This window comes from Vibrio cidicii (assembly GCF_009665415.1).
Lineage (GTDB): Bacteria > Pseudomonadota > Gammaproteobacteria > Enterobacterales > Vibrionaceae > Vibrio > Vibrio cidicii.
In genome coordinates this window covers 2,884,979-2,910,161 of record NZ_CP035921.1, presented here as the reverse complement: position 1 = coordinate 2,910,161, position 25,183 = coordinate 2,884,979, and the positions used below count along the sequence as shown (strand labels likewise).

Sequence of the window (25,183 nt, the reverse complement as noted above, 5' to 3'; positions counted from 1 at the left end):
ACCTAGATGTTTACCTTAATTGATTCATTGTTTGCCAGTGGAACGACTCCACCCGCTCGTCTGCTATGTAAAAGAGCTTGCTGCCGGATGGAATGCGCTTGTTGAGTGGTGGATTGAGTTCAATCCCTTGGCCAACATCCACGGCAATTAGCGTTGCCTGATGCTGTTGCTTAATAAAGGTGAACACACTGTCGACATCGGTCTCAGGTTGCGTGTTCGGGTACAGCACTGAGTATTGCGTCATCCCTCTGGTCGACGCGAGTAGCTCTTGATGCAAAGTGCTAGAGCCAGGATCCACCGCCGCCTTGGCCAGCATTTCCGCGCCAACCGCAGGAATGCATTCTGCGGTTGGACAATGCTGACTCAGCAAGCGGCCAAGCGCTTCATCTTTGAAATAGGCCACCAAATGGGCGTTTGGAGTGACGCTCGCACAATAAAGCGCGGCGGACAGAGTAATGTCATCTTGCTGAGTATCAACGATGATGCAACTCGCTTGCTCCACATTGGCGTTGATCATCTCTTGGCCATCGGTATAGCTGGTCACTTTAACAAAACCTATCTCGCCGGGTAATGGATTCTCAATGTCTGAACGGCTACAGAGCACAATCGGCCGCTTACCCGCCTCTTAATGTTGTAACATGCGGATCAAGTGAATCGTTCGCTGGTTATTCCAGCCTAATAAAAGAATATGATTTTCCACTCGAACTCTCCTTTTGCCCAAGACGCCAGCACGCCAATAATCAATCGCCCCACCCGCGATACGACTGAGTAACGCAGCAAACAGACTCAATCCACCAGGAATAACAACGAGAACCACAACCCAGCGACCAAAGGTGGTGCTGGGTGATAAATCGCCATACCCCACGGTCGATGCCGTCACCATTAAGTAGTAAACAAATACCGAGAGATCACGGGTAATCGCATCCTCACCAGCCCAGCGTAATAATCCCCAGCAAAGGCTCAGGTACACGCCAACCAGTAACAGTAAATTGCGGTTGCTTAGCCTAAATACATGGGTTTGAAACCACTTTTTTAGCACCAACCAAATTGACATAGTGAACCCCTTCATTCATCAGGATGCTGAATATAAGTCAATTATTTGAGATAAAAAAACCAGCCGATTAGGCTGGTTTCCATTTTGTGATCTTGTGCGCAGTATTAGGCGTTTCCTTTTACCTGCATGTTCAATCTTTCGGCAAAGTCCAACATACGGTTTAATGGAATCAAAGACTTAACACGCAATTCTTCATCTACAAAAATCTCATGTCGTTCGCCACCATCACGCAAAGCGGTCTCAATGGCTTGCAGGCCGTTCATCGCCATCCAAGGGCAATGGGCACAACTGCGACATGTCGCGCCGGCGCCAGCTGTCGGCGCTTCAATCAACTCTTTCTCAGGCACGAGCTGCTGCATTTTAAAGAAAATGCCTTTGTCGGTCGCGACGATCATCTTCTGCTGAGGTAATGCTTTAGCCGCTTTGATCAATTGACTGGTTGAACCTACGGCATCGGCCAGTTCAACCACACTGGCTGGCGATTCTGGATGCACCAAAATAGCAGCGTCGGGATAAACGGCTTTCATTTTGCGAAGCGCATCGGCAGAGAATTCATCATGCACGACACATTCGCCTTGCCAAAGCAGCATATCTGCGCCGGTTTTCTTGGCGATGTAAGAGCCCAAATGGCGATCTGGCCCCCAAATGATCGGCTTATCTTCGGCGTCCAAATGCTCGACAATTTCAAGTGCGATACTGGAAGTCACCACCCAGTCAGCTCGTGCTTTGACGGCGGCAGACGTGTTGGCATACACCACCACTGTATGGTCTGGATGCGCGTCACAAAACTCCGTGAACTTGTCTGCAGGGCAGCCCAGATCCAAAGAACATTCAGCTTCCAATGTCGGCATCAAAATGCGTTTCTCTGGGGTAAGGATTTTTGCCGATTCACCCATAAAGCGCACACCAGCAATAATCAAAGTGCTCGCAGGGTGACGATTACCAAACTTAGCCATCTCCAGAGAGTCGCCGACAAAACCACCGGTTTCTTCAGCGAGGGCTTGAATTTCAGGATCGGTATAATAGTGGGCAATCAGGACGGCATCTTTCTCTTTCAACAATGCTTTGATGTTGGAAAGATGTTGCTCTTTTTGTTCCTGCGTCAAAGGGATAGGCTTTGGAGGGAAAGGATAAACCGTGTCAATCTTGTCTAAAATGTGGCTCATTGCTCGTGCTCTACGCAACTTCCTATAGTTCGCGTATTGTAACCTCAAGCGAATAGAAGATGCAAAAGCCATAGCATGCAGAAAACTGGCAAAAAAATAAGGAGCCTGAGCTCCCTATTCTTGCAATTTTGATTTAGCGACCTTGGCCGAAGCACTACTAGGATGTTCATCAATCGCTTGCTGATAGAACTTCTTCGCTTCCGCTTGATTGTTGTTGCGAGCCGCAATATCACCCAGCTTGACCAAAGCGTCAGCACGCTTGTTGGAATCACGGTAAGTCACCACCGCAGCAAAACTCTTAGCCGCCTCTTTATCCTGCTTTTGCGCAAAATAAAGCTGACCTAGCCAATAACTGGCATTCGCTGCATAACTCGAATCTGGGAAATCTTTTTGAAACTGAATAAACGCGGCAATCGCACCAGCGTAATCACGCTTTTTCAAAATCATGTCGACTGCATTTTGATATGCGGTCTGCTCATCCACGTTGGTACTGTACACACCTTTATCTGCACCCGAATCCACCTCGGCTGCTGGTGAGCTCGTATTCCCTACGGACTTAATTTCACCCCGCACGCGATCCAGCTCGATGAACAATTCACGCTGTCTTTCTAGCATTTGCTGCATATCGTAGCTATTGCGCTCAAGCTTGCCACGCAGCTCCGCAATTTCTAGCGACATTTGATCGATTTGTTGCTGCATCTGCAGTTGAACTCGATTTCGGTTTTGCAGCAGACGCTCAAGACGCTGAACATCTGTTTCAGGCGCAGCGTTAACGACAGATTGGCTAGCATTGACAGCAGACGCTGTCGCGGGCTCGCTATTGAGATCAGATACTGGGGCTGGTGCAGCGAATGCAATATTCGCTGCACTTGCCAGTAACGTAAGCGTAACCGCTCGCTTAGTGTTACTGAACATGAGGCATATCCTCAATTAGTAAACCAATACTGCGCGACGGTTTTTCGCGTAGATTTCTTCGGTTTGACCAAGAAGAAGAGGTTTCTCTTCACCGTAACTCACGATAGAGATTTGATCCGCTTGAACGCCCATCGCTTGCAGATATTTCGCAACTGCTTGTGCACGACGCTCACCCAGCGCGATGTTGTACTCAGGTGTACCACGCTCGTCGGCGTGACCTTCGATAGTTACTTTCAGTGACGGGTTTTTGCTTAGGTACGCTGCGTGCGCCGCTAACATCTCTTCGTAGTCACTTGAGATAGTTGAATTATCAAATGCGAAGTAAACGGTTTGAGTTTCACGCAGAGTTTGTTCTTTAAGCTCTTGCTCAGATAGCTGACCGTTTTGGTTGATCGGCGTGATCACTGTGGTATCAGTACCACCAGTCGTCGCTGAACCACCAGACGTTGTTTGGTTAGTTTCAGTGCTGGTGCCAGCGTTAGACGCTGCGTCATCACTTGAGCTACACGCAGTAACAGCCATTACTGGGAGTGCGATTAGAAGCCCTTTAAGAACCTTGTTAAGTTGCATCTTATTTTCCTTTATTAATCAAACTTAGTTGCTACAAAAACGGAGACCATGCGGGAGCTCTGACACGCCCATTCGTTGCCGGTAATCTAGCTTTAAAGCGACCATCGATAGACACCATCGACAGTACATTTTTCTTATCGTAAATGGAGCTATAAATAACCATACCTCCATTTGGCGCAATACTTGGTGACTCGTCAAGTAAGGTTTTTGTCAATACTTGAACTGCACCCGTCTCCAAATCCTGTTTGGCCAGATTAAAGCCGGATTCACTACGATTAACCATGATCAGGAATCTTCCGTCCGGAGTAATCTGTCCACCCAAGTTCTGGCTACCTTGCCATGTAAGACGGCTAGTCGACCCGTCGCTCAAATTTACTCTATATATCTGTGGTTTACCACCCCGATCAGAAGTAAAGATGAGCGATTTGCCATCAGGATGCCAGAATGGCTCCGTATTATTTGATCTATCCCGCGTTATTTGGGTTAACTGGCGAGTTTTTAAGTCCAGCGTATAGAGCTGTAAAGATCCCGTTTTGGACAGAACAAGCGCCAATTGACTCCCATCTGGAGAGAAGCGTGGCGCACCATTATGACGTGGATATGACGTTAGTTTCTCATGTTCGCCAGTATAAATATTCAGTATGAAAATTTCCGCCTGACCATTTTGAAAACTCACATAAGCCAGTTGTCGACCATCAGGAGACCAAGCGGGTGACATCAGTGGTTGCTTTGAGCGCAGCACTAAACGTTCATTAAAGCCGTCGTAATCTGAGATTCTCAGTTGATAGGGGAATTTGTCGTTGTCGTTGACTACTACATACGCTATGCGAGTCAAAAATGCGCCGCGTTCTCCGGTTAAACGCTCATAGACTAGGTCGGAGATGCGATGGGCGTATTCGCGCAGACGCTCGCCTTCGACGGTTGCGACTTTGGTAAACAACACATGATCTTTTGATAGCACGAGTTGGCCGTCTTCCAATGCCCGACTTTGACCGTTGGTGAGCATACCACGCACGACATCGATCAATTGATAGCGGACGACATACTCACCTTTCTCATTTTGACTGATGCTGCCAGTTACTAACGTATCAACGCCCAAAGCCGTCCACGCGTCAAAGTTAACCTCAGACTCGTTGTAAGGAGTCTGAGGCATTTTATTGGTTGCGATTGGGCTAAACTTACCGCTACGTTGCAGATCGGACGCAATCACCGCGGAGACATCGGCTGGAAGTGCTGCTTTTCCTTGCCATTTAAACGGAACAATAGCGATAGGCCTTGCCGAATCGATACCATCCGTAATTACAATTTCTAGTTTTGCATTTGCTGTAAGTGGCACTAGCACTAGGAGCATACAGAACAATGGCCGCAATAAGCATTTCATTAATTCTTTCACGTCAGGTCCCTATAATTTAAATCTAAAGTCAAAATCTCTAAACTCCTTTTGAAGCTCCGGTTCCTTTGGAAAATCAAACTCTTTTGCTTTCACGATGGATGCTTTCGCAGCACGGCAAAGTGCAGGATCTCCCTCAACAACAGTAGCTTCGGAGACAAAAGCTTTGTTGTTTCCAGTGGGAATCAGTTTTATGTTCAGCACACAACTACGCCCGTTGTACGGTTGATCTTTAATTAAATTATTTTCAACTGTTGTTTCATAGATTGCGATGTAGCGAGAGCGCTCATCAGATAAATATTTTGAACGTGCCGATGAATTAGCTTCCAACTCATTTTCTAAGCCCGAAAAAATATCATCGAGCGCTTCTTGTTTCTCTTTGCGTTCTTTTTCCAGCTGCTGCAAACGTGCTTTCTCTTTGCGCGCCTTTTCCGCTGCCTCTGCAGCGGCTTTCTGTTGAGCAATCCGCTCTTGCTCTGCTTTTTGTGCAGCTTCGCGCTCACGGAGAGCCTTTTCTTCGGCTTCTTTAGCCGCTTTTTCGTTTGCTAAACGCTCTTGTTCCGCTTTAGCGGCAGCCGCTACTTTCGCAACGCGCTCTTGTTCGGCTTTTTTTATCGCTTCTTCTTTCAGTTTCCGCTCAGCTTCTAGCTTAGCGGCACGATCTTTTTCCTGTCGCACCTTCTCTTCTGCGACTCTTTGCTCTTGCTCTCTCTTTTTGCGCGCCTCTTCAGCTTCACGTGCTGCTTTCGCATCACGAACTTGCTGCTCTTTTAGCTTACGCAGTTGCTCTTCTTCTGCTTTACGGTTCTTTTCTAACTGTTCTGCTTCACGACGCAACTTGTCCAGCCGTTCCTGTTCTTTCTTAGCGGCTTTTTCTCTCTGCTGACGGATTTCATTCGCTTGCTGTTGTACCAACTTAGGATCAATCACCACAGCCTGTACCATTTGCCCAGAAGCTTGCGGTTTAGGCATATTAAAATCGGTGCTCCAAAGCAAAGCGACAACTAAGGCGACATGCAGGAGTAGTGAGACCACAATGGGGACTACGAAATCATTCTTTTTATTTTTCTTTTCTCTCATGATCGCGTCTGACTTATTCTATGTCGGTTAGCAGGCCAACTTTGGGGATGCCGGCTTTACTGAGTTCATCGAGCAATAACACAATTTCCGCGTACGGTGTTGCGGCGTCACCACCAACAGCAACAGGCGAATCAGGTTTGAGAGAAAGCTCTGCTTTAACTCGCAAAATAACGTCGGCCAACGATAGACCACGTTGCACTTCTTCGTTATTAACGCTTAACCCGAGCTGCCCATTCTTATCGATTTCAATGACAATGTAAGAAAGGCTGCTCTCAGAAGCCTCACCAGTACTTGCCTTCGGTAGTTCTACATCCACCCCTTGAGTCACAAAAGGGGCGGTCGCCATAAAGATGATCAACAAAACCAACATAACGTCGATATACGGCACCACGTTGATCTCCGCGGTCATCTTGCGTTTTTTCGGTTGATACCCCGCCATCAGTGGCTACCTGCCATGGCTTGACGGTGCAAAATACTGTGGAACTCTTCTGAGAAGGTGGCGTAGTTGTGCTCCAACTTCGTCACTTTATTACTCAGACGGTTATAGGCCATAACAGCAGGGATAGCGGCAAACAAACCCATAGCTGTAGCAATCAAAGCCTCAGCAATACCAGGGGCGACCATAGAAAGGGTGGCTTGTTTCACTTCACCTAAAGCAATAAAGGCGTGCATGATGCCCCAAACGGTACCAAATAGTCCAATGTAAGGGCTGATTGAACCAACCGTTGCCAAAAATGGCAGACTGTTTTCTAAATCATCCACCTCACGGGAAACGGCAACACGCATTGCTCTGCCCGTTCCTTCCATAACGTAAGCTGGTGAGTTGGCATTGGTTTTACGTAATCGAGCAAACTCGGTAAAACCAGCATAAAAAATCTCTTCTGCGCCAGAGAGGTTCTCTTTTCTGGCTTTCACTTGTTGATAAAGCTGAGAAAGGTCGATACCAGACCAAAATTTGTCTTCAAACTCTTCAGCATCTTTGCTCGCCTTCGACAACACTTTGCTACGCTTGATGATCATGGCCCAAGAGACGACTGACATACCAAGCAAAGTTAACATGACCAACTTAACCAACAGGCTCGCTTGTAGAAAAAGATCTAAGATAGAAATATCAGCAGTCACTATTTGTTAACTCCGAAATAATAGATGTGGGAATGGCAAAAGGTTTCATTTTCAAATTATCGATACATGCTACCTTAACTGTTGCTTTACACAACAACCGCCCTTCTTCATTGACCAACTCTTGACAAAAGGTCAGAGAAACGCGCTTAAATTCGCCAATTTTGCTTCGTACGGTCAACTTTTCATCGAGTCTTGCTGCATGTATAAAATCGATATCCATATGTCGGACCACAAAACCGATATTTTGTTTCAGTAGCGCATCTTGTGAGATCCCAGCCGAGCGTAGTAACTCTGTCCGAGCGCGTTCGAAAAACTTGAGGTAGTTAGCATGATAAACCACCCCTCCGGCGTCCGTATCTTCATAATAAACCGTCACTGGCCAAGTAAAAGCTTGGTTATTGCTGTTCAATGTCGTACCGATTCAGTGCATGGATTAAAGCGATTACTATAACTTAAGTCACATAAATTGGTACTACACGCCTGCCTTTTTTTGAATTGTGTGGAGAAAATAAAAAGCCAGGCACTTGGCCTGGCTCAAATATTAACCATCTCGGTTACAAAATGTGTAAAGCGGTTAAAAACAGCAGAATTGGGATTGAAAAATAGGGACTGAACAAGAGCTGCCAATACCAATTTTTCGGCGTAAACCCAATACCATACACCATGCTCGAACACACCGCCCAAATGAGCGCTGGACCAATCAGCACATTAAAACCGCCGATTGCTGTTGCGTAGGCGTGAGGCTCCCACATCACTAAACCAACATGAACAAACCCGAGTACTAGCGTGAATGCTTTCAGCCACGTTCTGTCGAACGGTTCATGCAGTGTCGCGATCTGTTCTGCTAGTTTATTCACTGTCTTTGTCCATCATTTCTGAATGCTCTAGCCAAAGAGCGTTGATGATGCCAAATGCACAAGCAAGCAGTACACCGAGAATCCATGCGAAATACCACATAGTCTTTGCTCCTTAGTAAAGTGAGTTTTTGTTGTCTTCAATGAATTTGCTGTCTAGGCGGCCAAACATTTTGTAGTACGACCACGCAGTGTAGGCCAAAATGATCGGCACCATCACAAAGGCAACGCCCGTCATCAAATTCAGTGTCAACTCAGATGAAGTCGCATCCCACATCGTCAAGCTGTGACTTGGCATTAGATCCGATGGCATGATGAATGGGAACATGGCAAATCCAGCCGTAAAAATCACACCCGCATTTCCTAGGCTTGAAGCTAAGAAAGCCAACGCCCCTTTTTCAAGACGAGAAGCAATCACGGCCAGTAAAGGCATGAGTACACCCAGAGCTGGTGCAGCCCATAGCAGTGGATAAGCTTCAAAATTGTTCATCCAAGCACCCGCTTGACGAACTACTTCTTTATTCAGTGGGTTTGATGCGGCCATGGTATCGATGCTGCCAACAATGACGTAACCGTCAATGCTCTGGATCCAAAAACCTGCTGCCACAAAAGCAAGCGCTGTCAGCACACCAGTCAGTTGTGCAACATTGCGTGCACGAACGTGAACCGCATCTGTGGTTTTCATTTGCAGCCAAGTCGCGCCTTGCATCAGGATCATAAACAAGCTCACCAAACCACAAAGCAATGCAAACGGGTTCAGCAGACCAAAGAATGAACCATGATAGGTTGGCATCAAAAAGTCACTCAGTTGGAATGGCACGCCTTGCAGTAAGTTACCAAACGCCACACCAAAAATGACAGGCGGCACAAAACCACTGATCGAGATACAGATATCCCAAGTGTTGCGCCATTTGGCATCTTCAATTTTTGAGCGGTAATCGAGACCAATCGGACGCAGCCATAGCGCGGCCAACGTTACGATCATTGCTAAGTAAAAACCAGAGAACGAGGTCGCGTAAACCAGTGGCCAAGCGGCAAACAGGGCACCACCAGCGGTGATAAGCCAAACTTGGTTACCATCCCAGTGTGGCGCGATCGAGTTGATCATCACGCGGCGTTCATTGTCATTTTTACCAATTACAGGGACGAGCGCACCCACCCCCATATCGAATCCATCAGTAATTGCGAAACCAACGAGTAGCACACCGATCAGTACCCACCAGATTAATCGCAAGATTTCGTAATCAAACATCTTGTATCTCCTTGACCTTACGCTTCGACCTGACGACTGACTTTGTCTGCAACAGAGTCTGCATTTTGTTCGAAGTGATAACGACCTGTTTTCAGGCTGCTTGGGCCTTTACGGGCAAACTTCACCATGAGGTAAACTTCTGCGATTAAGAACACGGTATAGAGCGCTAAAATAGCGAACAACGATGTCCAGATTTCGCCAGCGCTCAGCGCAGAGGCTGCCACATTGACAGGTAAGATTTCGCCGACGGCCCAAGGCTGACGACCAAATTCAGCAACAAACCAGCCTGCTTCGACTGCGATCCAAGGAAGTGGAATACTGAATAGCGCCGCTTTGAGTATCCATTGCTTTTGTTCGATCTTTTGACGACAAGTTTGTACAAACGCGGCACCAAACACGAACAACATAATGAAACCACAAGCAACCATGATGCGGAATGACCAGAACAGTGGCCAAACCGTTGGAATAGAATCATCCGCAGCCGCTTGGATCTGCTCTTCTGTCGCATCGGTCACTTTGTCTGTGTAGCGTTTCAGCAACAAGCCATAACCTAAGTCACCTTTGACCTCATCAAAAGCCGCCATGTTGGCAGGTGATTTATCGCCAGCGCGCAGTTTTTCCAACAGTTCATAGGCGTACATGCCGTTACGAATGCGGTCAACGTGCTGATCACGCAGGTCACGCAAGCCCGTCACTTGTTCATCAAATGAACGCGTGGCAATAATACCCATCACATAAGGGATCTTGATGGCGTAATCGGTATGCATCGCATCCTGATTCGGCAGACCAAACAGCGTGAAAGCGGCAGGCGCTGGCTCTGTGTGCCACTCGGCTTCAACAGCGGCTAGTTTCACTTTCTGCACTTCACCAAGCTCATAGCCTGATTCATCACCAAGCACGATAACAGAGAGAATAGCGGCCATACCAAACGAAGCGGCAATAGCAAAAGAGCGGCGAGCAAAGGCGATATCTCGACCCTTAAGCAAGTAGTAAGCACTGATGCCCAAGATGAACATTGCGCCAGTGGTGTAACCAGAAGCCACGGTATGAACGAACTTCACTTGTGCCACTGGGTTAAGCACTACTTCGGCAAAACTCACCATCTCCATGCGCATGGTTTCGAAGTTGAACTCTGCGCCCACTGGGTTTTGCATCCAACCATTCGCCACGAGAATCCACAATGCAGAGAAGTTAGAACCTAAGGCCACCAACCAGGTTACCGCTAGGTGTTGACGTTTAGATAGACGATCCCAACCGAAGAAGAAAAGACCAACAAAAGTGGATTCTAAGAAGAAGGCGATCAGGGCTTCTATCGCGAGAGGTGCACCAAAAATATCACCTACGTAGTGCGAATAGTAAGACCAGTTGGTACCGAACTGGAACTCCATGGTTAGGCCTGTCGCCACACCTAGAGCAAAGTTAATCCCGAACAGCTTACCCCAGAACTTTGTCATGTCCTTATAGATCTGCTTATCGGTCATTACGTACAGTGACTCCATGATGGCTAACAGAAAAGCCATGCCCAGAGTCAGAGGTACGAACAGGAAGTGATACATCGCTGTCAGTGCAAACTGCAACCGCGATAGATCAACTACGTCAATCATAGTAACTCCTATGTGTCGGCTGAATGACACTCTCTACATTTTACAACTCACCAGTGTTGAGAAAGCTTAGCACTTGTTTAAACAAAACAAGTATTTGTTGCAAAAATGTACCGTATTGGTTAGTTAATTGTTAAGCGTCAGCTAATATAGCTACAGCTAATACTACTGCTAAAGCTATCTTGTTTCAAAAAATTTATAGGGAGATTCTGCGTTGATCCAAATCAAGATAATCTGTTCATTTTTGAGCAAAAAAGCGTCAAATTGATCTAAATCAACACTCAAATAGAGGGTTTGTTAAATGCAGGTAACCACAGAGAATCAAAGGGAAAATAAGTAACACCAAAGATTAACAATTGACCACTTTTTCTTACCTACAAAGGGGTGGTAAGATTTCAAATAATGTGAATTAAATCACATTAAGTAGAGAGCCAGATCTGACGTTCTGGCTCTGCAAACTTATTTTTCTATTCCGAAATGGAGATAAGCCCTATCTGTTGCGATCCGGCCTCTGGGTGTTCTTTGTAAATAACCTTGTTGAATGAGATACGGCTCAAGTACATCTTCAATCGTATCTTTTTCTTCACCGATCGCTGCAGCCATATTGTCTAGCCCAACCGGGCCGCCAGAGAATTTCTCCATGATAGCGAGCAGCAGCTTTCTATCCATGTAGTCGAAACCCTGCGAATCAACATCCAACATATTCAACGCAAGATCCGCAACCTCAGCTGAAATGTGCCCATCACCTTTCACTTCGGCGTAATCTCGTACACGCCTCAACAAACGGTTGGCAATACGAGGAGTACCACGTGCGCGGCGCGCCACTTCCAGAGCACCTTCTGCATCCATTGAGAGATTCAAACAACTGGCACTACGCTGGACAATATTTTGCAAGTCAGGAATGTTGTAATACTCAAGACGCTGAGTGATGCCGAAGCGATCGCGTAGCGGCGAGGTAAGGGAGCCCGCTCGCGTAGTCGCGCCAATTAGAGTAAAAGGCGGCAAATCGATTTTGATCGAACGCGCCGCAGGGCCTTCACCAATCATGATGTCGAGTTGATAGTCTTCCATCGCCGGATAGAGTACCTCTTCAACCATTGGGCTAAGACGGTGGATCTCATCAATAAATAGCACATCATTCTCTTCGAGATTGGTCAGTAGCGCTGCCAAGTCCCCTGCCTTTTCTAACACAGGCCCAGAAGTCGTACGAATATTGACGCCCATTTCGTTGGCGACGATGTTAGCCAAGGTGGTTTTCCCCAAGCCCGGAGGACCAAAAATCAACAAGTGATCCAACGCTTCACTACGCAACTGGGCCGCTTTGATAAAGATTTCCATCTGGTCACGCACATGATCTTGGCCTTGATAATCAGCCAGCTTTTTCGGCCGAATAGCACGATCAATCACGTCTTCTTCACGAAATGTAGGGTTTTCCGGTGCAATTAAGCGATCTGCTTCAATCATTTCAATATGCACCCTTAGATCATGGATTTCAGCGCTTCGCGGATCACCTGCTCGCTGGTCATGTCCGGTTTAGCCACTTGCGCGACGACTTTCGACGCTTGAACAGGTTTGTAACCCAGCGCTAACAACGCGCTCACCGCTTCGTCTTCGGCGTTACTGCTTGCCGCCGCGCCGATATCTGCTGGTGCGGCATCAGTGAACGGGGTAAAGAGATCACCAGCGCTCCACCCTTTGAGGCGATCTTTCATTTCAACCACTAACCGCTCTGCGGTTTTCTTGCCAACACCCGGTAGCTTCACAAGAGTCGAGATATCTTCACGCTCAACCGACGCGACAAATTGACTGGCCGTCATACCGGACAAAATGGCCAGACCCAGTTTCGGCCCCACACCATTGGCTTTAATCACCTCACGGAACAAAGCACGCTCTTTGACCGTATTAAAACCGTACAGCAGTTGCGCATCTTCTCTCACCACAAAATGAGTATAAATCACGGCTTCTTCCCCCACATGAGGCAACTCGTAGAAACAGCTCATCGGCATCTGCACTTCATAGCCGATGCCGTTAACTTCTATCAAAACTTCAGGGGGTTGTTTTTCCAGCAAAATGCCGCGAAGACGTCCGATCACGTTAAATACTCTTTGGAAATGAATTTGCGACAGAATAATAAAGAACTGGATAGACATCCAGTTCTTTATTGGCGAGCGTTCAGATTTTTGAGACGACTTGTTCTAACTGGGATGTCAACTGACGAACCGTGTCAACTTGCTGCCTCAATTGCGTACCATTCGCCGCGACAATTTCAGAGATACTTTTTGTGTTCACTACGCCTGACGCTACTTCGCTACTGGCTTGATCCAACTCGTTAAGCGCAGTCATTTGCTGACTCATGATATCGGCCAAGCTGTTAACGTCAGAGGAAATAGTTGTCACTTGGTCGATGATCTCAGCCATTCGCTCAGCACTGGAGTGAATCACGTGCTGACCATGCTTCACTTCCTGCTCACTACGATCAAGCAAATTTCGGATCTCAACAGCCGAGTGGCTGCTTTGCGAAGAGAGTTCACGTACCTGATCGGCAACCACAGCGAACCCGCGGCCTTGTTCACCCGCTCTCGCTGCCTCAATCGCCGCATTCAACGCCAATAGATTGGTTTGCTCCGCTACTGAGGTGATCAAATCCGCCACTTTCATGATCTGTTCGTGGCTTTCTAAGATCTGGCTGATAGCCTCTGTCGAGGCATTAAGCAGCTCTGAGCTTTTTTCAGCTTGATGATGTACCAGCTCACTCTTTTGCCGCAGCTCTTGCACAAAACGTCCCGATTCTTCGACCCCTTGCGCCATTTGGTGTACTTGCTGGCTCATTTGCTCTGCGGCACTGGCTTGCGACTCACAATTGAGATTCAGTTGAGTGACTTGGCTATCAAGCGTTGTCGATTGGCTTTCCAGCGCTTGAGAAACGATGTTCAACTGGTTGGTATTGGTAGTGGCATGCGCCAGCACAGTCGACAGGTTTTTCTCCCCCTCCTTCGCTTGCAAAGCCACCGCTTCACTTTGCGCTTTCGCCCGTTCAGCCCCTTCAATTGCATTGTCACGCTGCCGGGCAGTAAACGCCTGAGCAATGCAAATCACCACCAGCGGCAAAATGGTTCCCGACCAAATCTCTACACGTGTCTCTCCAGCGGATAACGTTAAATGGGGAAAGGGAGTCCCTGCAATATGTTGATAAGTCATGATGGCGGAAATCGCGATGACAATGCCACTCCAAGTGAGCGCCATAGCGCGTGTCGCTGAGAGGAAAAAAGCCACCACCAACAGCGGAACCCAATAGGTCTGGGTCGAGTCCACCACGCCACCGCTTTGATAGATGATGTTGAGCGCATGCAACGTCATACCGACAAACCCCAAGTTGAGAGCTAAGGTCGGATTTTTAAACCACTTGAGACAAAATGCAGCCAGCAACTCGAGTGCGATTAACGCGATTGACGTGGTGACAAGGCTTTCGCTGCCATGCTTACTCCACTTGATTAAACTGTAAACGCCAACGAGAAACGCGATGAACGTAAAGAGAGATAAGATGTCAGCTTGCCGCTGCTGAGCGCTTGTCCACTCGCTTTGCGAGGGAACAAAAAACTGACGCCATAAGGTGGCTGGATTCATGCTCAATCTTCCTGATCGAAACTGTTATGACCTCCGACCACTATATCTATGTAACATTTGGATAACAAATCTCATTTTTGATTCTGTTTCGCCTGTCTCATTTTTCTGCATCGCTTGGTTATCAGCGATAACGACCTTTTTTGGCACTGGTGGCTTGGCCTGCTAATGCAATCAAGGTCTTATTGGTATTGGCGTGACAAATCGCCACCCCCAACGCATCCGCCGCATCCGCCTGCGGCTTAGCGGGTAACTTGAGCATATGCTGTACCATGTGCTGAACTTGCACCTTGTCAGCCCCACCGTTACCCACCACGGCCTGTTTAATTAGACGCGCCGCGTACTCATACACTGGCAGCTCTGCATTCACTGCAGCCACGATCGCACTCCCCCGAGCTTGGCCCAGTTTCAGCGCGGAGTCGGCGTTTTTTGCCATAAAGACTTGTTCAATGGCAAACGCATCCGGTTGGAACTGAGTGATGATTTCGCTTACTCCAGCGTAGATCTGTTTCAGCCGACCGGGCAGATCTTTTTCCGAAGTGCGAATACAACCGCTACCAAGGTAGTAAAGGTGGCGACCGTTTTGACGAATCACACCGTATCCCGTGACACGCGAACCCGGATCAATCCCAAGAATAATAGACATGACTTTCCCACTTTCTTTTTGTCATGTGGATAGACTGGCTTCATCTTAGAAAAGATGGCTCCAGTGTGAAAACAAAAACTCCCGCAAAGGCGGGAGTTTTTTCACAAACTTAACGCTTACTCAGCGCTTTTCTCTTTTGCTAGCGAGACCGAAATTGCCAGCTCTTCCAACGCCGCCGCATTAGCAAGACTTGGCGCATCGGTCATCAGACACGCTGCCGCAGTGGTTTTCGGGAAGGCAATCACGTCACGGATGTTTTCCGTTCCACACAGCAACATCACCAAACGGTCCAGACCAAACGCCAAACCTGCGTGAGGCGGTGTACCAAATTTCAACGCATCCAGAAGGAAGCCAAATTTGATTTTCTGCTCTTCGGCTTCAATGCCCAGTAGATCAAACACGGCAGCTTGCATTTTCGCGTCATGGATACGCACTGAACCGCCACCCACTTCGTAGCCGTTTAGAACCATGTCGTATGCGTTAGATAACGCACCTTCTGGGTTGGCTTTCAGCTCTTCTGGCGTCATGTTGAGTGGCGAGGTAAATGGGTGGTGCATCGCGGCAACATTGCCTTCACCATCACTCTCAAACATTGGGAAATCCACCACCCACAGCGGCGCCCAAGCGGACTCGTTAGTGATAGCAAGATCTTTACCCACTTTCAGACGCAACGCGCCCATCGCTTCGGCAACCACGTTGGCTTTATCGGCGCCAAATAGGATGATATCGCCAGATTGCGCGCCCGAACGCTCAATGATCGCAGCGACGATGTCATCAGAAAGGAATTTGGCCACTGGTGACTGAATACCTTCCATGCCAGCGGCAAGATCATTAACTTTTAACCATGCTAAGCCTTTCGCGCCATAGATCGCCACAAATGACGTGTATTCGTCGATTTGTTTACGCGTCAAAGCCGCACCGCCTGGAACACGCAGAACCGCAACACGACCTTTTTCGTCGTTCGCCGGGCCAGAGAAGACTTTGAAATCAACGTCTTTGAGCAGATCAGCCACGTCAACCAATTCCATCGGGTTACGTAGGTCTGGCTTATCACTACCAAAACGGCGCATCGCTTCGCTGTAAGGCATCACTGGGAACTCGCCCAAATCAACGTTCAGCAACTCCAGCCACATTTCACGGATCATTTTCTCCGTAATAGCACGCACTTCATCTGACGTCATGAATGACGTTTCAATATCGATCTGAGTAAATTCAGGCTGGCGGTCTGCACGCAAATCTTCGTCACGGAAACATTTGACGATTTGGTAGTAGCGGTCAAACCCAGACATCATCAGCAGCTGTTTAAACAACTGTGGTGATTGAGGCAGCGCATAGAAATTACCTTTGTGCACTCGGCTTGGCACCAAGTAGTCACGCGCACCTTCCGGCGTCGCTTTGGTCAGCACTGGCGTTTCGATGTCAAGGAAACCATTGGTATCGAGGAAACGGCGAACAAAGCTCGACGCTTTGGCACGCAGTTTAATGCGATCGCTCATTTCTGGACGACGCAGGTCCAGATAGCGATATTTCAGACGTTGCTCTTCTGAGTTCTTCTGGTTGAAGTCCAATGGCAGCACGTCAGAGCGGTTAATAATCTCAAGACCTTTGGCCAAGATTTCCACTTCACCCGTTGCCATCTCCGCATTGATTTGGCTTTCTGGGCGCGCACGAACTTCACCCGTGAGTTTGATACAGAATTCATTACGCAGTTGGCTTGCGATCTCGTACGCGTCCGCCATATCCGGATCGACGACTACCTGAACGACACCTTCGCGATCTCGCATATCGATAAAAATCAGACCGCCTAAATCACGACGGCGGTTAACCCAGCCGCATAGCTCTACAGTTTGTCCTGCAAGGGACTTGTTCAGGTGACCACAGTAATGGGTACGCATAATGAAATTCCCAATCTCTCTTAAATTGATAACGACTCCGCCGGTGAATTTCTCCGCAGAGCAAAGGTCCATTTATACGCTGAAAGTCTAAGAAAATCGACTAGTCAGAATACAATTTATTGCGTTTTATCATGCATTGGTGCTTTTTAATACAACAACTGTTCAAAAGCACAGCAAAGCATAAAAATGGGTCGCGATTATAGCGTGAAAGTACCTATTGGGGCAAAACTGCCGTAAAGTAATCAGGTGGAATGAGAGCAAGGTAAATGATGAATAAACTCCCTATGCGACTCGGCTTAACGATGTGGTCGCACAACCAGTGGCAACAGAGCTTTTATGGCTCCGGCACTAAGCCTGCACAGCGATTGGAAAAGTATGCGCAAGTCTTTCATACCGTAGAGGGCAACACCACCTTTTATGCCACGCCTAACGCATCTACAGTGAGCAATTGGTCTGTAGCCACACACGATGAGTTTCGCTTTACCTTCAAATTGCCCAAAGCGATTACCCATCAACAAATGCTGCAAGGCTGCCAAGCAATGCTGGCGGATTTTCTGCACATTATGGCCCCTTTGCATGCACGCATCGGCCAATGGACGATTCAATTGCCTGCCGCCTTTGCTCCCGAATATTTGCCAAGGCTACAACGCTTTTGTCAGCTTTTTCCGCGCGATTTTCCGCTTGGCGTGGAAGTCCGCCATCCGGCCTTTTTTGCCAAAGGCGACGACGAAAAATGCCTTAACCACTGGTTAATGGAGGCCGGCATCGATCGCATTATTATGGATAGCCGTCCGGTTTTTGCTGCCGCTCCCACCAGCGATGCCGTCATTGATGCCCAGCAGAAAAAACCGCGCGTGCCTGTGCACGCGATTGCTACCGCCCATCATCCAATGATCCGCTTTATTGGTCATCCGGCTCTTGAGGCAAACCTGCCCTTTTTCCAGCCTTGGCTGGCAAAACTGCCACAGTGGATAAGTGAGGGAAAACAGCCCTATGTGATGATCCATACGCCCGATAACATCTTGGCGCCCGAGCTCGCGCTCAAACTCTACCGACAGCTACAACAAATGGTGCAATTACCTGATTTGGCAAATTTTCCAGCAAACGACAACCAATCGCAGATATCGATGTTCTAAACAGGGCACGGCAAAACATGACACACGCGTCAATTTCCCCTAAAATACGCGCCTTTTTAGTGCCTGCGTCGTTGTAGGCCAGTTGCATGCAGAGAATGGCTATGAACCCCAAAAGCAATCCAGATACTATTTTTTCGGCTCCAATCGATAAAATTGGGGATTTCACCTTTGATGAGCGTGTTGCCGAAGTCTTTCCGGACATGATCCAACGCTCGGTGCCGGGTTACAGCAACATCATCTCTGCCATCGGCATGCTGGCTGAGCGCTTCGTCAAACCGCACAGTAAAGTGTATGATCTGGGCTGCTCGCTAGGGGCCGCGACCTTATCAATGCGCCGCCGTATCAAACAAGAAGGGTGTCAGATCATTGCGGTCGACAACTCACCAGCGATGGTCGAGCGTTGCAAACTGCACGTTAACGCTTATCGTAGCGATACACCGGTTGACGTCATTGAAGCGGACATTCGCGACATTGATATCGAAAACGCCTCAGTGGTGGTACTCAACTTCACGTTACAATTTTTAGTACCTGCCGACAGAAGAGCGCTACTGGAAAAAATCTATCAGGGGCTGCGCCCAGGCGGTATTTTGATCTTGTCGGAAAAATACGTGTTTGAGGACAAAGTCTCGAACGAACTGCTGATTGACTTACACCATGACTTCAAGCGCGCCAACGGCTACAGCGAACTGGAAATCAGCCAAAAACGCAGTGCCATTGAAAACGTAATGCGCCCAGATTCTATCGCAGTGCACAAAGCACGTTTCGCTGAAATTGGCTTCTCCAGCTTTGAAGTGTGGTTCCAATGCTTTAACTTTGGCTCAATGTTTGCCATCAAATAGTCACCAGGTGCCATACATAGCGGCCAGCATTGCCGTTCAAACACATACTTAAAAATGACTTTACCAACAGTGATCAATTAACCATGTTTAACTTTGCAAATTTTTATCAACTTATTGCTCAGGACACTCGTCTGCAACCTTGGCTCAATGTACTGCCACAGCAACTGACAGATTGGCAAAACGCGGAGCACGGTGATTTTGATCGCTGGTTACGTGCACTCAACAAAATCTCTGCCGACACACCAGACAACATCGATCTCAAGCAGTCGGTGACCATTTCAAATCACCAACCCATGCCTATTGGTGAGCTGAAAAAACTCGAAAGCTTGCTGCGCACTTTTCACCCTTGGCGCAAGGGGCCATACCATGTGCACGGCATTCATATTGATACCGAGTGGCGCAGTGATTGGAAATGGGATCGTGTTCTCCCGCATATTTCGCCACTGAAAAACCGCAGCGTGCTGGATGTCGGTTGTGGTAACGGTTATCACATGTGGCGCATGCTCGGCGAAGGAGCACGTCTGTGTGTAGGCATTGATCCTTCTCATCTGTTTTTGATCCAGTTTGAAGCAATTCGCAAACTGATGGGGGGAGATCAACGTGCTCACCTTCTGCCTTTGGGGATTGAGCAACTGCCAAAGTTGCAAGCGTTTGATACCGTATTCAGTATGGGTGTGCTCTACCATCGCCGTTCACCGCTCGATCATCTGATCCAACTGAAAGATCAGCTCGTTGCTGGGGGTGAATTGATTTTGGAAACACTGGTCATCGAGGGCGATGAAAACGCCGTCTTGGTACCGAAAGAGCGCTACGCGCAAATGCGCAATGTCTACTTTTTCCCTTCTGCGCGCGCATTGAAAGTGTGGTTGGAGTTGGTCGGCTTTGAACAAGTGCGCATTGTCGATGAAAATGTCACCTCGATTGGAGAGCAACGTAGCACCGATTGGATGACTCACAATTCACTGCCCGATTATCTTGATCCAAACGAAGCGAGCAAAACCGTTGAAGGCTACCCAGCGCCTCGCCGCGCCGTGTTAGTTGCGAAGAAGCCATAATTGACACTCTCTTGACTCAGAAATTTGAGTATCACCATACCCTTACATGAGGATGCTTCACGCATCCTTTTTATTAAGCTAAACTCCCAAATACAAATACTTAATCCTCATAAATATAAGGCTTTCAATGTTACTACGATTGACGCCAGCACTCGCTTTTGTTCTGTTATCTGGCTGCACATTAACCAACAGCGAGCAACACCAACAACAAATGCTTTCCGCCTTACAAGATTCTGAAGCGCGTATTACCAACAGAATCGAAAACCTGACTCTTCAATCGTCCAATCAGGTCGATTACATTGAAAGCTTAGAAAATCAGATCCTCGAACTACAAAAAAAAATCGCCGAGATGCCGCAACCTCAAGCACCAGTAGCCGTTGCCGTTCCTAAGGCGGTTCAACCTGAAGTCGTCGCAGTCAAGCATGCTCCAGCCAAAACGGACATTGTTCTCGGCGCAATTGAGAAAGTGACGATTGATTCGATTAAGCAGTCTTTTGATGCCCGCGTTGATACAGGTGCGGCCACCTCTTCTCTTAATGCTATCGATATTGAAATCTTCGAGCGCAATAGCAAGCAGTGGGTACGTTTTCATCTCGCCGACAACACTCAGCCTGCAACCGAGGAAAATTGGATTGAAGCGCCGATTATTCGCTTCGTCAAAATCCGCCAGTCCACTAGTGATGAAACCGAACGCCGCGCAGTCGTTGAGCTGTGGGTGAAAGTGGGGGCGATTCATGAAAAAGCACAGTTTACATTAGCAGACCGCTCACAGATGAGCCATCCGGTTCTGCTCGGCCGCGAGTTTATTCGCGATATCGCTCTGGTGGACGTCAGTCGTACGTACATTCAGAGCGAAGCAAAGAAAAAATAAGGTAGATCATGACTTCCCGAATTCCTTTTTACCTATCGATCATCTTGCTGATCGTCGCCGGGGTAACATTAAGTGTTTTTAGACATCAGACTTATGGCGTTCCTTGGACTCCTGGCGAAAGCCGCCAAATTTGGGATATCGAGGCGCGCATTGAATTTAACGCGCAAGGTCAGGAGGTAAAAGCCTCTCTTGCCGCCCCAAATACGCAAACTGGTTTTACCCTGATTAGTGAAACAGCCTCTTCGCCAGGTTACGGTGTCTCCTACGTGAACACCGATTCAGGCCGCCGTGCAGAGTGGTCGATTCGCAAAGCTTCTGGTGCACAGACCATCTATTACAAAACTCAGTTTTTGGTTGATCCGCATGCTAAAGCCACGCCTATTCCTCCGGCAGAAACCATCGAAAAACCGACCTTTACTGGCCCCGAACAAACCGCGGCCGATGCACTGATCAATCAAGCAATGAGCCGTTCTTCAGATAACGTGACGTTTACACGTGAACTGATCAAAACGCTCAATGACCCCGATAGCCAGAGTGCGGCGCTGCTGCTTAATAGCCAAGACAAAACCACGACGCTCTACAAACTGCTTTCCAACGCCGAAGTGCAGAGCAAAATTGTCGGTGTCATTGAGCTTGAAGATGGACGTCGCCGTCAAATGATTCAACCTATGGTCCAAGTATGGAATGGCCAAGAATGGGTGCTGTTTTCACCCAATTCAGAGCAGCACGCAACATCGGCCAACCTACTTGTGTGGGATGAGTCCAACATTTCTTTGTTAGATTTGATGGGCGGTCAGAACAGCCAAGTGCACTTTTCGATGATCGCTCAGGACATCTCTCCGCAGCAAGCGACCAACAACAAGGTCGAAGCCGATGGCCTACTGAATCTTTCTATTCACAGCTTGCCGCTTGAAGAACAAGCGATGTTTAAGACTATTATGCTGATCCCGATCGGCGCTCTAATTGTCGTTTTCCTCAGGGTTATCATCGGTCTGAAAACCTCAGGGACCTTTATGCCGGTACTGATCGCAGTGGCGTTCGTGCAAACGCAACTGGTCACGGGCATTGTCGGCTTTTTGCTGATTGTCGGTACTGGCTTAATCATCCGCAGCTATCTTTCCAAACTGAACTTACTGTTGGTCGCACGGATATCAGCAGTGATCATAACGGTGATCTTAATCATCTCCATATTCACTGTGGTGGCGTTTAAGATCGGTTTGACAGAAGGGCTTTCAATCACCTTCTTCCCGATGATTATCCTGTCTTGGACCATCGAACGTATGTCCATTCTGTGGGAAGAGGAAGGCGCCAAAGAGGTTATCTTGCAAGGTGGTGGCTCGCTCTTTACCGCCGTGTTGGTCTACCTTGGTATGACCAACAGCTATGTGCAGCATCTGACCTTTAATTTTATCGGCCTACAGTTGATCGTCCTTGCCGCTATTTTGCTGCTGGGTACTTACACAGGTTACCGTATCACCGAATTACGCCGCTTCAAACCTCTGGTGGAGGACTAATTGATGCTATCGATTTTGTCCAACTACACCTCGCCGTTTAAGCTGCGCCGTAAAGGGATTATGGGCATGAACAAGCGCAACCATAGCTACATTGGCCGCTATAACGATCGCTCTAAATACCCTTTGGTGGATGACAAGCTGCAAACCAAAATCATCGCCCAGCGCGCTGGATGTACGGTGCCGCAATTGATTGGTGTGATCAGTAATCAGGTTGAAGTGAAAACCATTCATGAGATGGTCAAAAGCTGGCCTGGCTTTGTTATCAAACCAGCGCGTGGCAGTGGTGGCAAAGGCATTTTGGTGGTCACTTCGCATAAAGATGGCGTGTATACCAAACCCTCTGGGGCAACCATCAATAGGGAAGAAGTCGAGCGCCATTTAAGTAACACACTGGCAGGGCTCTTTTCTCTGGGCGGAAAAAACGACGTTGCTGTGGTGGAAAACCTCATCAAATTTGATGACTGTTTTGACGGTTTCAGTTTTGAAGGCGTCCCGGATGTGCGCATTATTGTTTTTAAAGGCTATCCAATCATGGCGATGATGCGCTGCTCGACGGCTGCATCCGATGGCAAAGCCAACTTACACCAAGGCGCCGTCGGAGTGGGCATTGACATTGCGACAGGTAAAGCGGTGCGCGCGGTGCAATTTAACCAGCCAGTCACCCACCATCCAGATACCGGAAAGGAGCTGGCAACACTGCAGGTTCCCCATTGGGAGCGCTTACTCACATTGGCCGCCAGCGCATGGGAAATGACCGGGCTTGGCTATATTGGCACCGACATGGTGTTGGATAAAGAAGAAGGGCCGATGGTGTTGGAGCTCAACGCTCGTCCGGGTTTAGCGATTCAGATAGCCAATGGCTGTGGCTTGCTACCAAGATTGCACCATATTGAAAATTTAGGTACTCAGCTTACGTATCCCACACCGGCAGAGCGCGTCGCATATTCAGCCAAACAATTTGGCGTGATCACATCACGCTATTAATCGCCACAACGGCCCACAACCAATGTGGGCCTTTTTCTGCCTAGCTCACGTGTTGTTTTCCACTGGCGGTTATCGACTGTCTTAGATACAAACGGGCAAATCCAGCCATCGACTTTATAGATTTCTGTCGGCCTTGCCGACAAACAGCCGCAAAACCAGCTTTTGAATCAAACGGCCATAAGGCGGAGAAAATAGGCTGATCGGAAACCAATCTCGCATTAGCAAAACGCTGCGCGCATGGCTCAGCTCACGAAAGCCTTCTTCACCGTGATAGTTACCGATACCAGAATTGCCAATTCCGCCAAACGGCACCGAATGGTTCATCACATGCCAACCCCAATCGTTGATGGTGACGCCGCCGCTATGGGTCTGCGCTAGGATTTGCTCGCGCTGAGCCTCATCGTGGCTAAAGAGGTAACAAGCCAGCGGCCGTGGACGTTGGTTGATGTAATCAATCACCTCTTGCACGTCTTGATAGCAGTGCACGGGAAGCAGTGGGCCAAAAATCTCTTCCTGACAAATGCGCATCTGTGGCGTTAGTTGTGTCACGACATAAAGCGGCGTTTGTCTGCCATCGCCATACTCAAGACATTGTGTTATCTCTGCACCTTTTTCGCGAGCATCCTCCAGAAGCTGATGAAAACGTTGATATTGCGCCTCATCTACCAGCGAGGTGTAATCCTGATTACCAGAAAGCTGGCGATACATTTTGCTGTGCGCTTGTTTCAGCGCCGCCACAAATTTGGCCATTTTCGCTTGCGGTACAAAGGCATAATCAGGTGCGATACAAATCTGCCCTGCATTAAACCCTTTACCATGGGCGATACGCTGCGCCGCCTGAGTGATATCAAAGTCATCCAGCACAATGGCTGGCGATTTACCACCGAGCTCCAAAGTCACTGGGGTGAGATTGGCAGCCGCATTCGCCATGATAACCCGTCCGCTGGTTGGCGATCCGGTAAAAACCAAGTGGTCAAACGGCAAATGGGAGATCTGCATCGCTTGAGGGTGAGTGCCATCCACCACACACACCAAGTCTTGGGGGAAAGTTTCACTCAACATCTGCCTCAAAATTTGGCTGGTTCTCGGGCAGTTTGGCGGCATTTTTATCATGCAGCGATTACCTGCCGCCAAGGCAGTAATAAGTGGCCCAACAGAAAGATAAATCGGAAAATTCCACGGACAAATGATCCCCACCACTCCTTTGGGCTGATAACGCAACTCCAGTTTATTGCCCTTAAACATCAGCTCAGTGGCGCGGCGGCGCGGTTTCATCCAACCTTTTAAATGACGCACAACGTGGTTGATGTCTAAAATCGGCGCGAGTACGTCAGCCATTTTCGACTCAGTGACGCTACGGCCAGAAAAATCGTCACTCATCGCCTGCGCAAGCACATCTTGATAGCGACTTAACTGTTTTTTTAGCGCCAGCAACCGCTGCTTCCTTTGGCTAAAGCTTGGCATTGGCTCTTGCTGATAAGCGCGTTTGAGTGCATCAAACCAAGACTCAAGCTCATTGACTGCATGAGTGGATGTTGCTTCAAAAGGGATATCCGTTTCAGGTTTCACCAGTGCATTCATTGCCTCTTCCTCTGTCATCGCTGGCTTATATTAACAT

General features: G+C 48.2%; 24 protein-coding genes and 1 pseudogene. 6 read left to right on the top strand and 19 right to left on the bottom strand.

Going from position 1 to position 25,183, the window contains the following annotated elements; genetic code table 11:
• Nucleotides 1-10: 10 nt before the first annotated feature.
• The 18 genes and pseudogenes from EWA64_RS14295 to aspS all read right to left on the bottom strand — a co-directional run bounded on the left by EWA64_RS14295 (nucleotide 11) and on the right by aspS (nucleotide 17,166).
• Nucleotides 11-1,054: pseudogene (locus EWA64_RS14295) on the bottom strand (ion channel).
• Nucleotides 1,055-1,158: 104 nt separating this feature from the next.
• Nucleotides 1,159-2,220: a quinolinate synthase NadA gene (gene nadA / locus EWA64_RS14290; RefSeq protein ID WP_039433167.1), complete on the bottom strand. Its 1,062-nt coding sequence runs from the start codon at nucleotides 2,218-2,220 to the stop codon at nucleotides 1,159-1,161.
• A gap of 114 nt (nucleotides 2,221-2,334) precedes the next feature.
• The gene (ybgF, locus tag EWA64_RS14285; RefSeq protein WP_061893874.1) at nucleotides 2,335-3,135 is read right to left on the bottom strand and encodes a tol-pal system protein YbgF; all 801 of its coding nucleotides are present in this window, start codon (nucleotides 3,133-3,135) and stop codon (nucleotides 2,335-2,337) included.
• Between the two features lie 15 nt (nucleotides 3,136-3,150).
• On the bottom strand, nucleotides 3,151-3,705 hold the full coding sequence (gene pal, locus EWA64_RS14280) for a peptidoglycan-associated lipoprotein Pal (RefSeq protein ID WP_039443581.1): 555 nt from the start codon (nucleotides 3,703-3,705) through the stop codon (nucleotides 3,151-3,153).
• Nucleotides 3,706-3,736: 31 nt separating this feature from the next.
• On the bottom strand, nucleotides 3,737-5,086 hold the full coding sequence (gene tolB / locus EWA64_RS14275) for a Tol-Pal system beta propeller repeat protein TolB (protein WP_139045654.1): 1,350 nt from the start codon (nucleotides 5,084-5,086) through the stop codon (nucleotides 3,737-3,739).
• A gap of 21 nt (nucleotides 5,087-5,107) precedes the next feature.
• A complete protein-coding gene (gene tolA / locus EWA64_RS14270; RefSeq protein WP_061893872.1) occupies nucleotides 5,108-6,175 on the bottom strand; it encodes a cell envelope integrity protein TolA in 1,068 nt (355 codons plus the stop codon).
• A gap of 13 nt (nucleotides 6,176-6,188) precedes the next feature.
• On the bottom strand, nucleotides 6,189-6,614 hold the full coding sequence (tolR, locus tag EWA64_RS14265; RefSeq protein WP_061893871.1) for a protein TolR: 426 nt from the start codon (nucleotides 6,612-6,614) through the stop codon (nucleotides 6,189-6,191).
• Nucleotides 6,614-7,297, bottom strand: coding sequence for a protein TolQ (gene tolQ, locus EWA64_RS14260; RefSeq protein ID WP_039425563.1), 684 nt, complete (start codon nucleotides 7,295-7,297; stop codon nucleotides 6,614-6,616). Before tolQ ends, tolR begins: the two co-directional genes overlap by 1 nt.
• A complete protein-coding gene (ybgC, locus tag EWA64_RS14255) occupies nucleotides 7,287-7,706 on the bottom strand; it encodes a tol-pal system-associated acyl-CoA thioesterase (protein ID WP_061893870.1) in 420 nt (139 codons plus the stop codon). The genes tolQ and ybgC overlap by 11 nt, the downstream gene beginning before the upstream one ends.
• 145 nt (nucleotides 7,707-7,851) lie before the next feature.
• Nucleotides 7,852-8,154, bottom strand: coding sequence for a cyd operon protein YbgE (gene ybgE, locus EWA64_RS14250; protein WP_061893869.1), 303 nt, complete (start codon nucleotides 8,152-8,154; stop codon nucleotides 7,852-7,854).
• On the bottom strand, nucleotides 8,147-8,254 hold the full coding sequence (cydX, locus tag EWA64_RS14245) for a cytochrome bd-I oxidase subunit CydX (protein ID WP_000270284.1): 108 nt from the start codon (nucleotides 8,252-8,254) through the stop codon (nucleotides 8,147-8,149). The genes ybgE and cydX overlap by 8 nt, the downstream gene beginning before the upstream one ends.
• A 12-nt stretch (nucleotides 8,255-8,266) precedes the next feature.
• Nucleotides 8,267-9,403, bottom strand: a complete 1,137-nt coding sequence (cydB, locus tag EWA64_RS14240) for a cytochrome d ubiquinol oxidase subunit II (protein ID WP_061893868.1) — start codon at nucleotides 9,401-9,403, stop codon at nucleotides 8,267-8,269.
• Between the two features lie 17 nt (nucleotides 9,404-9,420).
• A complete protein-coding gene (gene cydA, locus EWA64_RS14235; RefSeq protein ID WP_045568934.1) occupies nucleotides 9,421-11,007 on the bottom strand; it encodes a cytochrome ubiquinol oxidase subunit I in 1,587 nt (528 codons plus the stop codon).
• A 456-nt stretch (nucleotides 11,008-11,463) separates the two neighbouring features.
• A complete protein-coding gene (gene ruvB / locus EWA64_RS14230; RefSeq protein WP_061894095.1) occupies nucleotides 11,464-12,468 on the bottom strand; it encodes a Holliday junction branch migration DNA helicase RuvB in 1,005 nt (334 codons plus the stop codon).
• 14 nt (nucleotides 12,469-12,482) lie between these two features.
• Nucleotides 12,483-13,097 (bottom strand): Holliday junction branch migration protein RuvA, encoded by a 615-nt coding sequence (gene ruvA / locus EWA64_RS14225; protein WP_061894094.1) that lies wholly within the window; start codon nucleotides 13,095-13,097, stop codon nucleotides 12,483-12,485.
• A gap of 79 nt (nucleotides 13,098-13,176) precedes the next feature.
• Nucleotides 13,177-14,628 carry a methyl-accepting chemotaxis protein gene (locus EWA64_RS14220; protein WP_061893867.1) on the bottom strand — a complete coding sequence of 484 codons (1,452 nt, stop codon included), beginning with the start codon at nucleotides 14,626-14,628 and terminating at the stop codon, nucleotides 13,177-13,179.
• 121 nt (nucleotides 14,629-14,749) lie between these two features.
• Nucleotides 14,750-15,271, bottom strand: coding sequence for a crossover junction endodeoxyribonuclease RuvC (gene ruvC, locus EWA64_RS14215; RefSeq protein WP_039425503.1), 522 nt, complete (start codon nucleotides 15,269-15,271; stop codon nucleotides 14,750-14,752).
• Nucleotides 15,272-15,387: 116 nt separating this feature from the next.
• Nucleotides 15,388-17,166 carry an aspartate--tRNA ligase gene (aspS, locus tag EWA64_RS14210; protein WP_061893866.1) on the bottom strand — a complete coding sequence of 593 codons (1,779 nt, stop codon included), beginning with the start codon at nucleotides 17,164-17,166 and terminating at the stop codon, nucleotides 15,388-15,390.
• A gap of 269 nt (nucleotides 17,167-17,435) precedes the next feature.
• Here aspS and EWA64_RS14205 point away from each other — a divergent pair, with 269 nt between their 5' ends.
• From EWA64_RS14205 to EWA64_RS14180, 6 genes are all read left to right on the top strand, one after another.
• On the top strand, nucleotides 17,436-18,302 hold the full coding sequence (locus EWA64_RS14205; protein WP_369435828.1) for a DUF72 domain-containing protein: 867 nt from the start codon (nucleotides 17,436-17,438) through the stop codon (nucleotides 18,300-18,302).
• A gap of 101 nt (nucleotides 18,303-18,403) precedes the next feature.
• The gene (gene cmoA, locus EWA64_RS14200; RefSeq protein ID WP_061893865.1) at nucleotides 18,404-19,141 is read left to right on the top strand and encodes a carboxy-S-adenosyl-L-methionine synthase CmoA; all 738 of its coding nucleotides are present in this window, start codon (nucleotides 18,404-18,406) and stop codon (nucleotides 19,139-19,141) included.
• A gap of 83 nt (nucleotides 19,142-19,224) precedes the next feature.
• The gene (gene cmoB / locus EWA64_RS14195; protein WP_061894093.1) at nucleotides 19,225-20,196 is read left to right on the top strand and encodes a tRNA 5-methoxyuridine(34)/uridine 5-oxyacetic acid(34) synthase CmoB; all 972 of its coding nucleotides are present in this window, start codon (nucleotides 19,225-19,227) and stop codon (nucleotides 20,194-20,196) included.
• A gap of 127 nt (nucleotides 20,197-20,323) precedes the next feature.
• Nucleotides 20,324-21,067, top strand: a complete 744-nt coding sequence (locus EWA64_RS14190; protein ID WP_061893864.1) for an ATP-dependent zinc protease family protein — start codon at nucleotides 20,324-20,326, stop codon at nucleotides 21,065-21,067.
• 8 nt (nucleotides 21,068-21,075) lie between these two features.
• The gene (locus tag EWA64_RS14185; RefSeq protein ID WP_061893863.1) at nucleotides 21,076-22,581 is read left to right on the top strand and encodes an inactive transglutaminase family protein; all 1,506 of its coding nucleotides are present in this window, start codon (nucleotides 21,076-21,078) and stop codon (nucleotides 22,579-22,581) included.
• A gap of 3 nt (nucleotides 22,582-22,584) precedes the next feature.
• Nucleotides 22,585-23,565 (top strand): alpha-L-glutamate ligase-like protein, encoded by a 981-nt coding sequence (locus EWA64_RS14180; protein ID WP_061893862.1) that lies wholly within the window; start codon nucleotides 22,585-22,587, stop codon nucleotides 23,563-23,565.
• A gap of 114 nt (nucleotides 23,566-23,679) precedes the next feature.
• On the opposite strand, the gene EWA64_RS14175 is transcribed toward EWA64_RS14180, so the two are convergent.
• Entirely contained in the window at nucleotides 23,680-25,146 is a 1,467-nt protein-coding gene (locus EWA64_RS14175; RefSeq protein ID WP_061893861.1) for a coniferyl aldehyde dehydrogenase, read from the bottom strand.
• Nucleotides 25,147-25,183 lie beyond the last annotated feature (37 nt).

What these genes read in the sequence shown, in the direction of transcription:
- ybgF (WP_061893874.1), bottom strand. Translation starts at nt 3,135, where the DNA reads ATGTTCAGTAACACTAAGCGAGCGGTTACGCTTACGTTACTGGCAAGT.
- EWA64_RS14175 (WP_061893861.1), bottom strand. Translation starts at nt 25,146, where the DNA reads ATGAATGCACTGGTGAAACCTGAAACGGATATCCCTTTTGAAGCAACA.
- EWA64_RS14190 (WP_061893864.1), top strand. Translation starts at nt 20,324, where the DNA reads ATGTTACTACGATTGACGCCAGCACTCGCTTTTGTTCTGTTATCTGGC.
- cmoA (WP_061893865.1), top strand. Translation starts at nt 18,404, where the DNA reads ATGAACCCCAAAAGCAATCCAGATACTATTTTTTCGGCTCCAATCGAT.
- EWA64_RS14185 (WP_061893863.1), top strand. Translation starts at nt 21,076, where the DNA reads ATGACTTCCCGAATTCCTTTTTACCTATCGATCATCTTGCTGATCGTC.
- ruvC (WP_039425503.1), bottom strand. Translation starts at nt 15,271, where the DNA reads ATGTCTATTATTCTTGGGATTGATCCGGGTTCGCGTGTCACGGGATAC.
- cmoB (WP_061894093.1), top strand. Translation starts at nt 19,225, where the DNA reads ATGTTTAACTTTGCAAATTTTTATCAACTTATTGCTCAGGACACTCGT.
- nadA (WP_039433167.1), bottom strand. Translation starts at nt 2,220, where the DNA reads ATGAGCCACATTTTAGACAAGATTGACACGGTTTATCCTTTCCCTCCA.
- cydA (WP_045568934.1), bottom strand. Translation starts at nt 11,007, where the DNA reads ATGATTGACGTAGTTGATCTATCGCGGTTGCAGTTTGCACTGACAGCG.
- EWA64_RS14205 (WP_369435828.1), top strand. Translation starts at nt 17,436, where the DNA reads ATGAATAAACTCCCTATGCGACTCGGCTTAACGATGTGGTCGCACAAC.
- cydX (WP_000270284.1), bottom strand. Translation starts at nt 8,254, where the DNA reads ATGTGGTATTTCGCATGGATTCTCGGTGTACTGCTTGCTTGTGCATTT.
- tolR (WP_061893871.1), bottom strand. Translation starts at nt 6,614, where the DNA reads ATGGCGGGGTATCAACCGAAAAAACGCAAGATGACCGCGGAGATCAAC.
- tolB (WP_139045654.1), bottom strand. Translation starts at nt 5,086, where the DNA reads ATGAAATGCTTATTGCGGCCATTGTTCTGTATGCTCCTAGTGCTAGTG.
- tolA (WP_061893872.1), bottom strand. Translation starts at nt 6,175, where the DNA reads ATGAGAGAAAAGAAAAATAAAAAGAATGATTTCGTAGTCCCCATTGTG.
- cydB (WP_061893868.1), bottom strand. Translation starts at nt 9,403, where the DNA reads ATGTTTGATTACGAAATCTTGCGATTAATCTGGTGGGTACTGATCGGT.
- EWA64_RS14220 (WP_061893867.1), bottom strand. Translation starts at nt 14,628, where the DNA reads ATGAATCCAGCCACCTTATGGCGTCAGTTTTTTGTTCCCTCGCAAAGC.
- EWA64_RS14180 (WP_061893862.1), top strand. Translation starts at nt 22,585, where the DNA reads ATGCTATCGATTTTGTCCAACTACACCTCGCCGTTTAAGCTGCGCCGT.
- pal (WP_039443581.1), bottom strand. Translation starts at nt 3,705, where the DNA reads ATGCAACTTAACAAGGTTCTTAAAGGGCTTCTAATCGCACTCCCAGTA.
- ruvB (WP_061894095.1), bottom strand. Translation starts at nt 12,468, where the DNA reads ATGATTGAAGCAGATCGCTTAATTGCACCGGAAAACCCTACATTTCGT.
- aspS (WP_061893866.1), bottom strand. Translation starts at nt 17,166, where the DNA reads ATGCGTACCCATTACTGTGGTCACCTGAACAAGTCCCTTGCAGGACAA.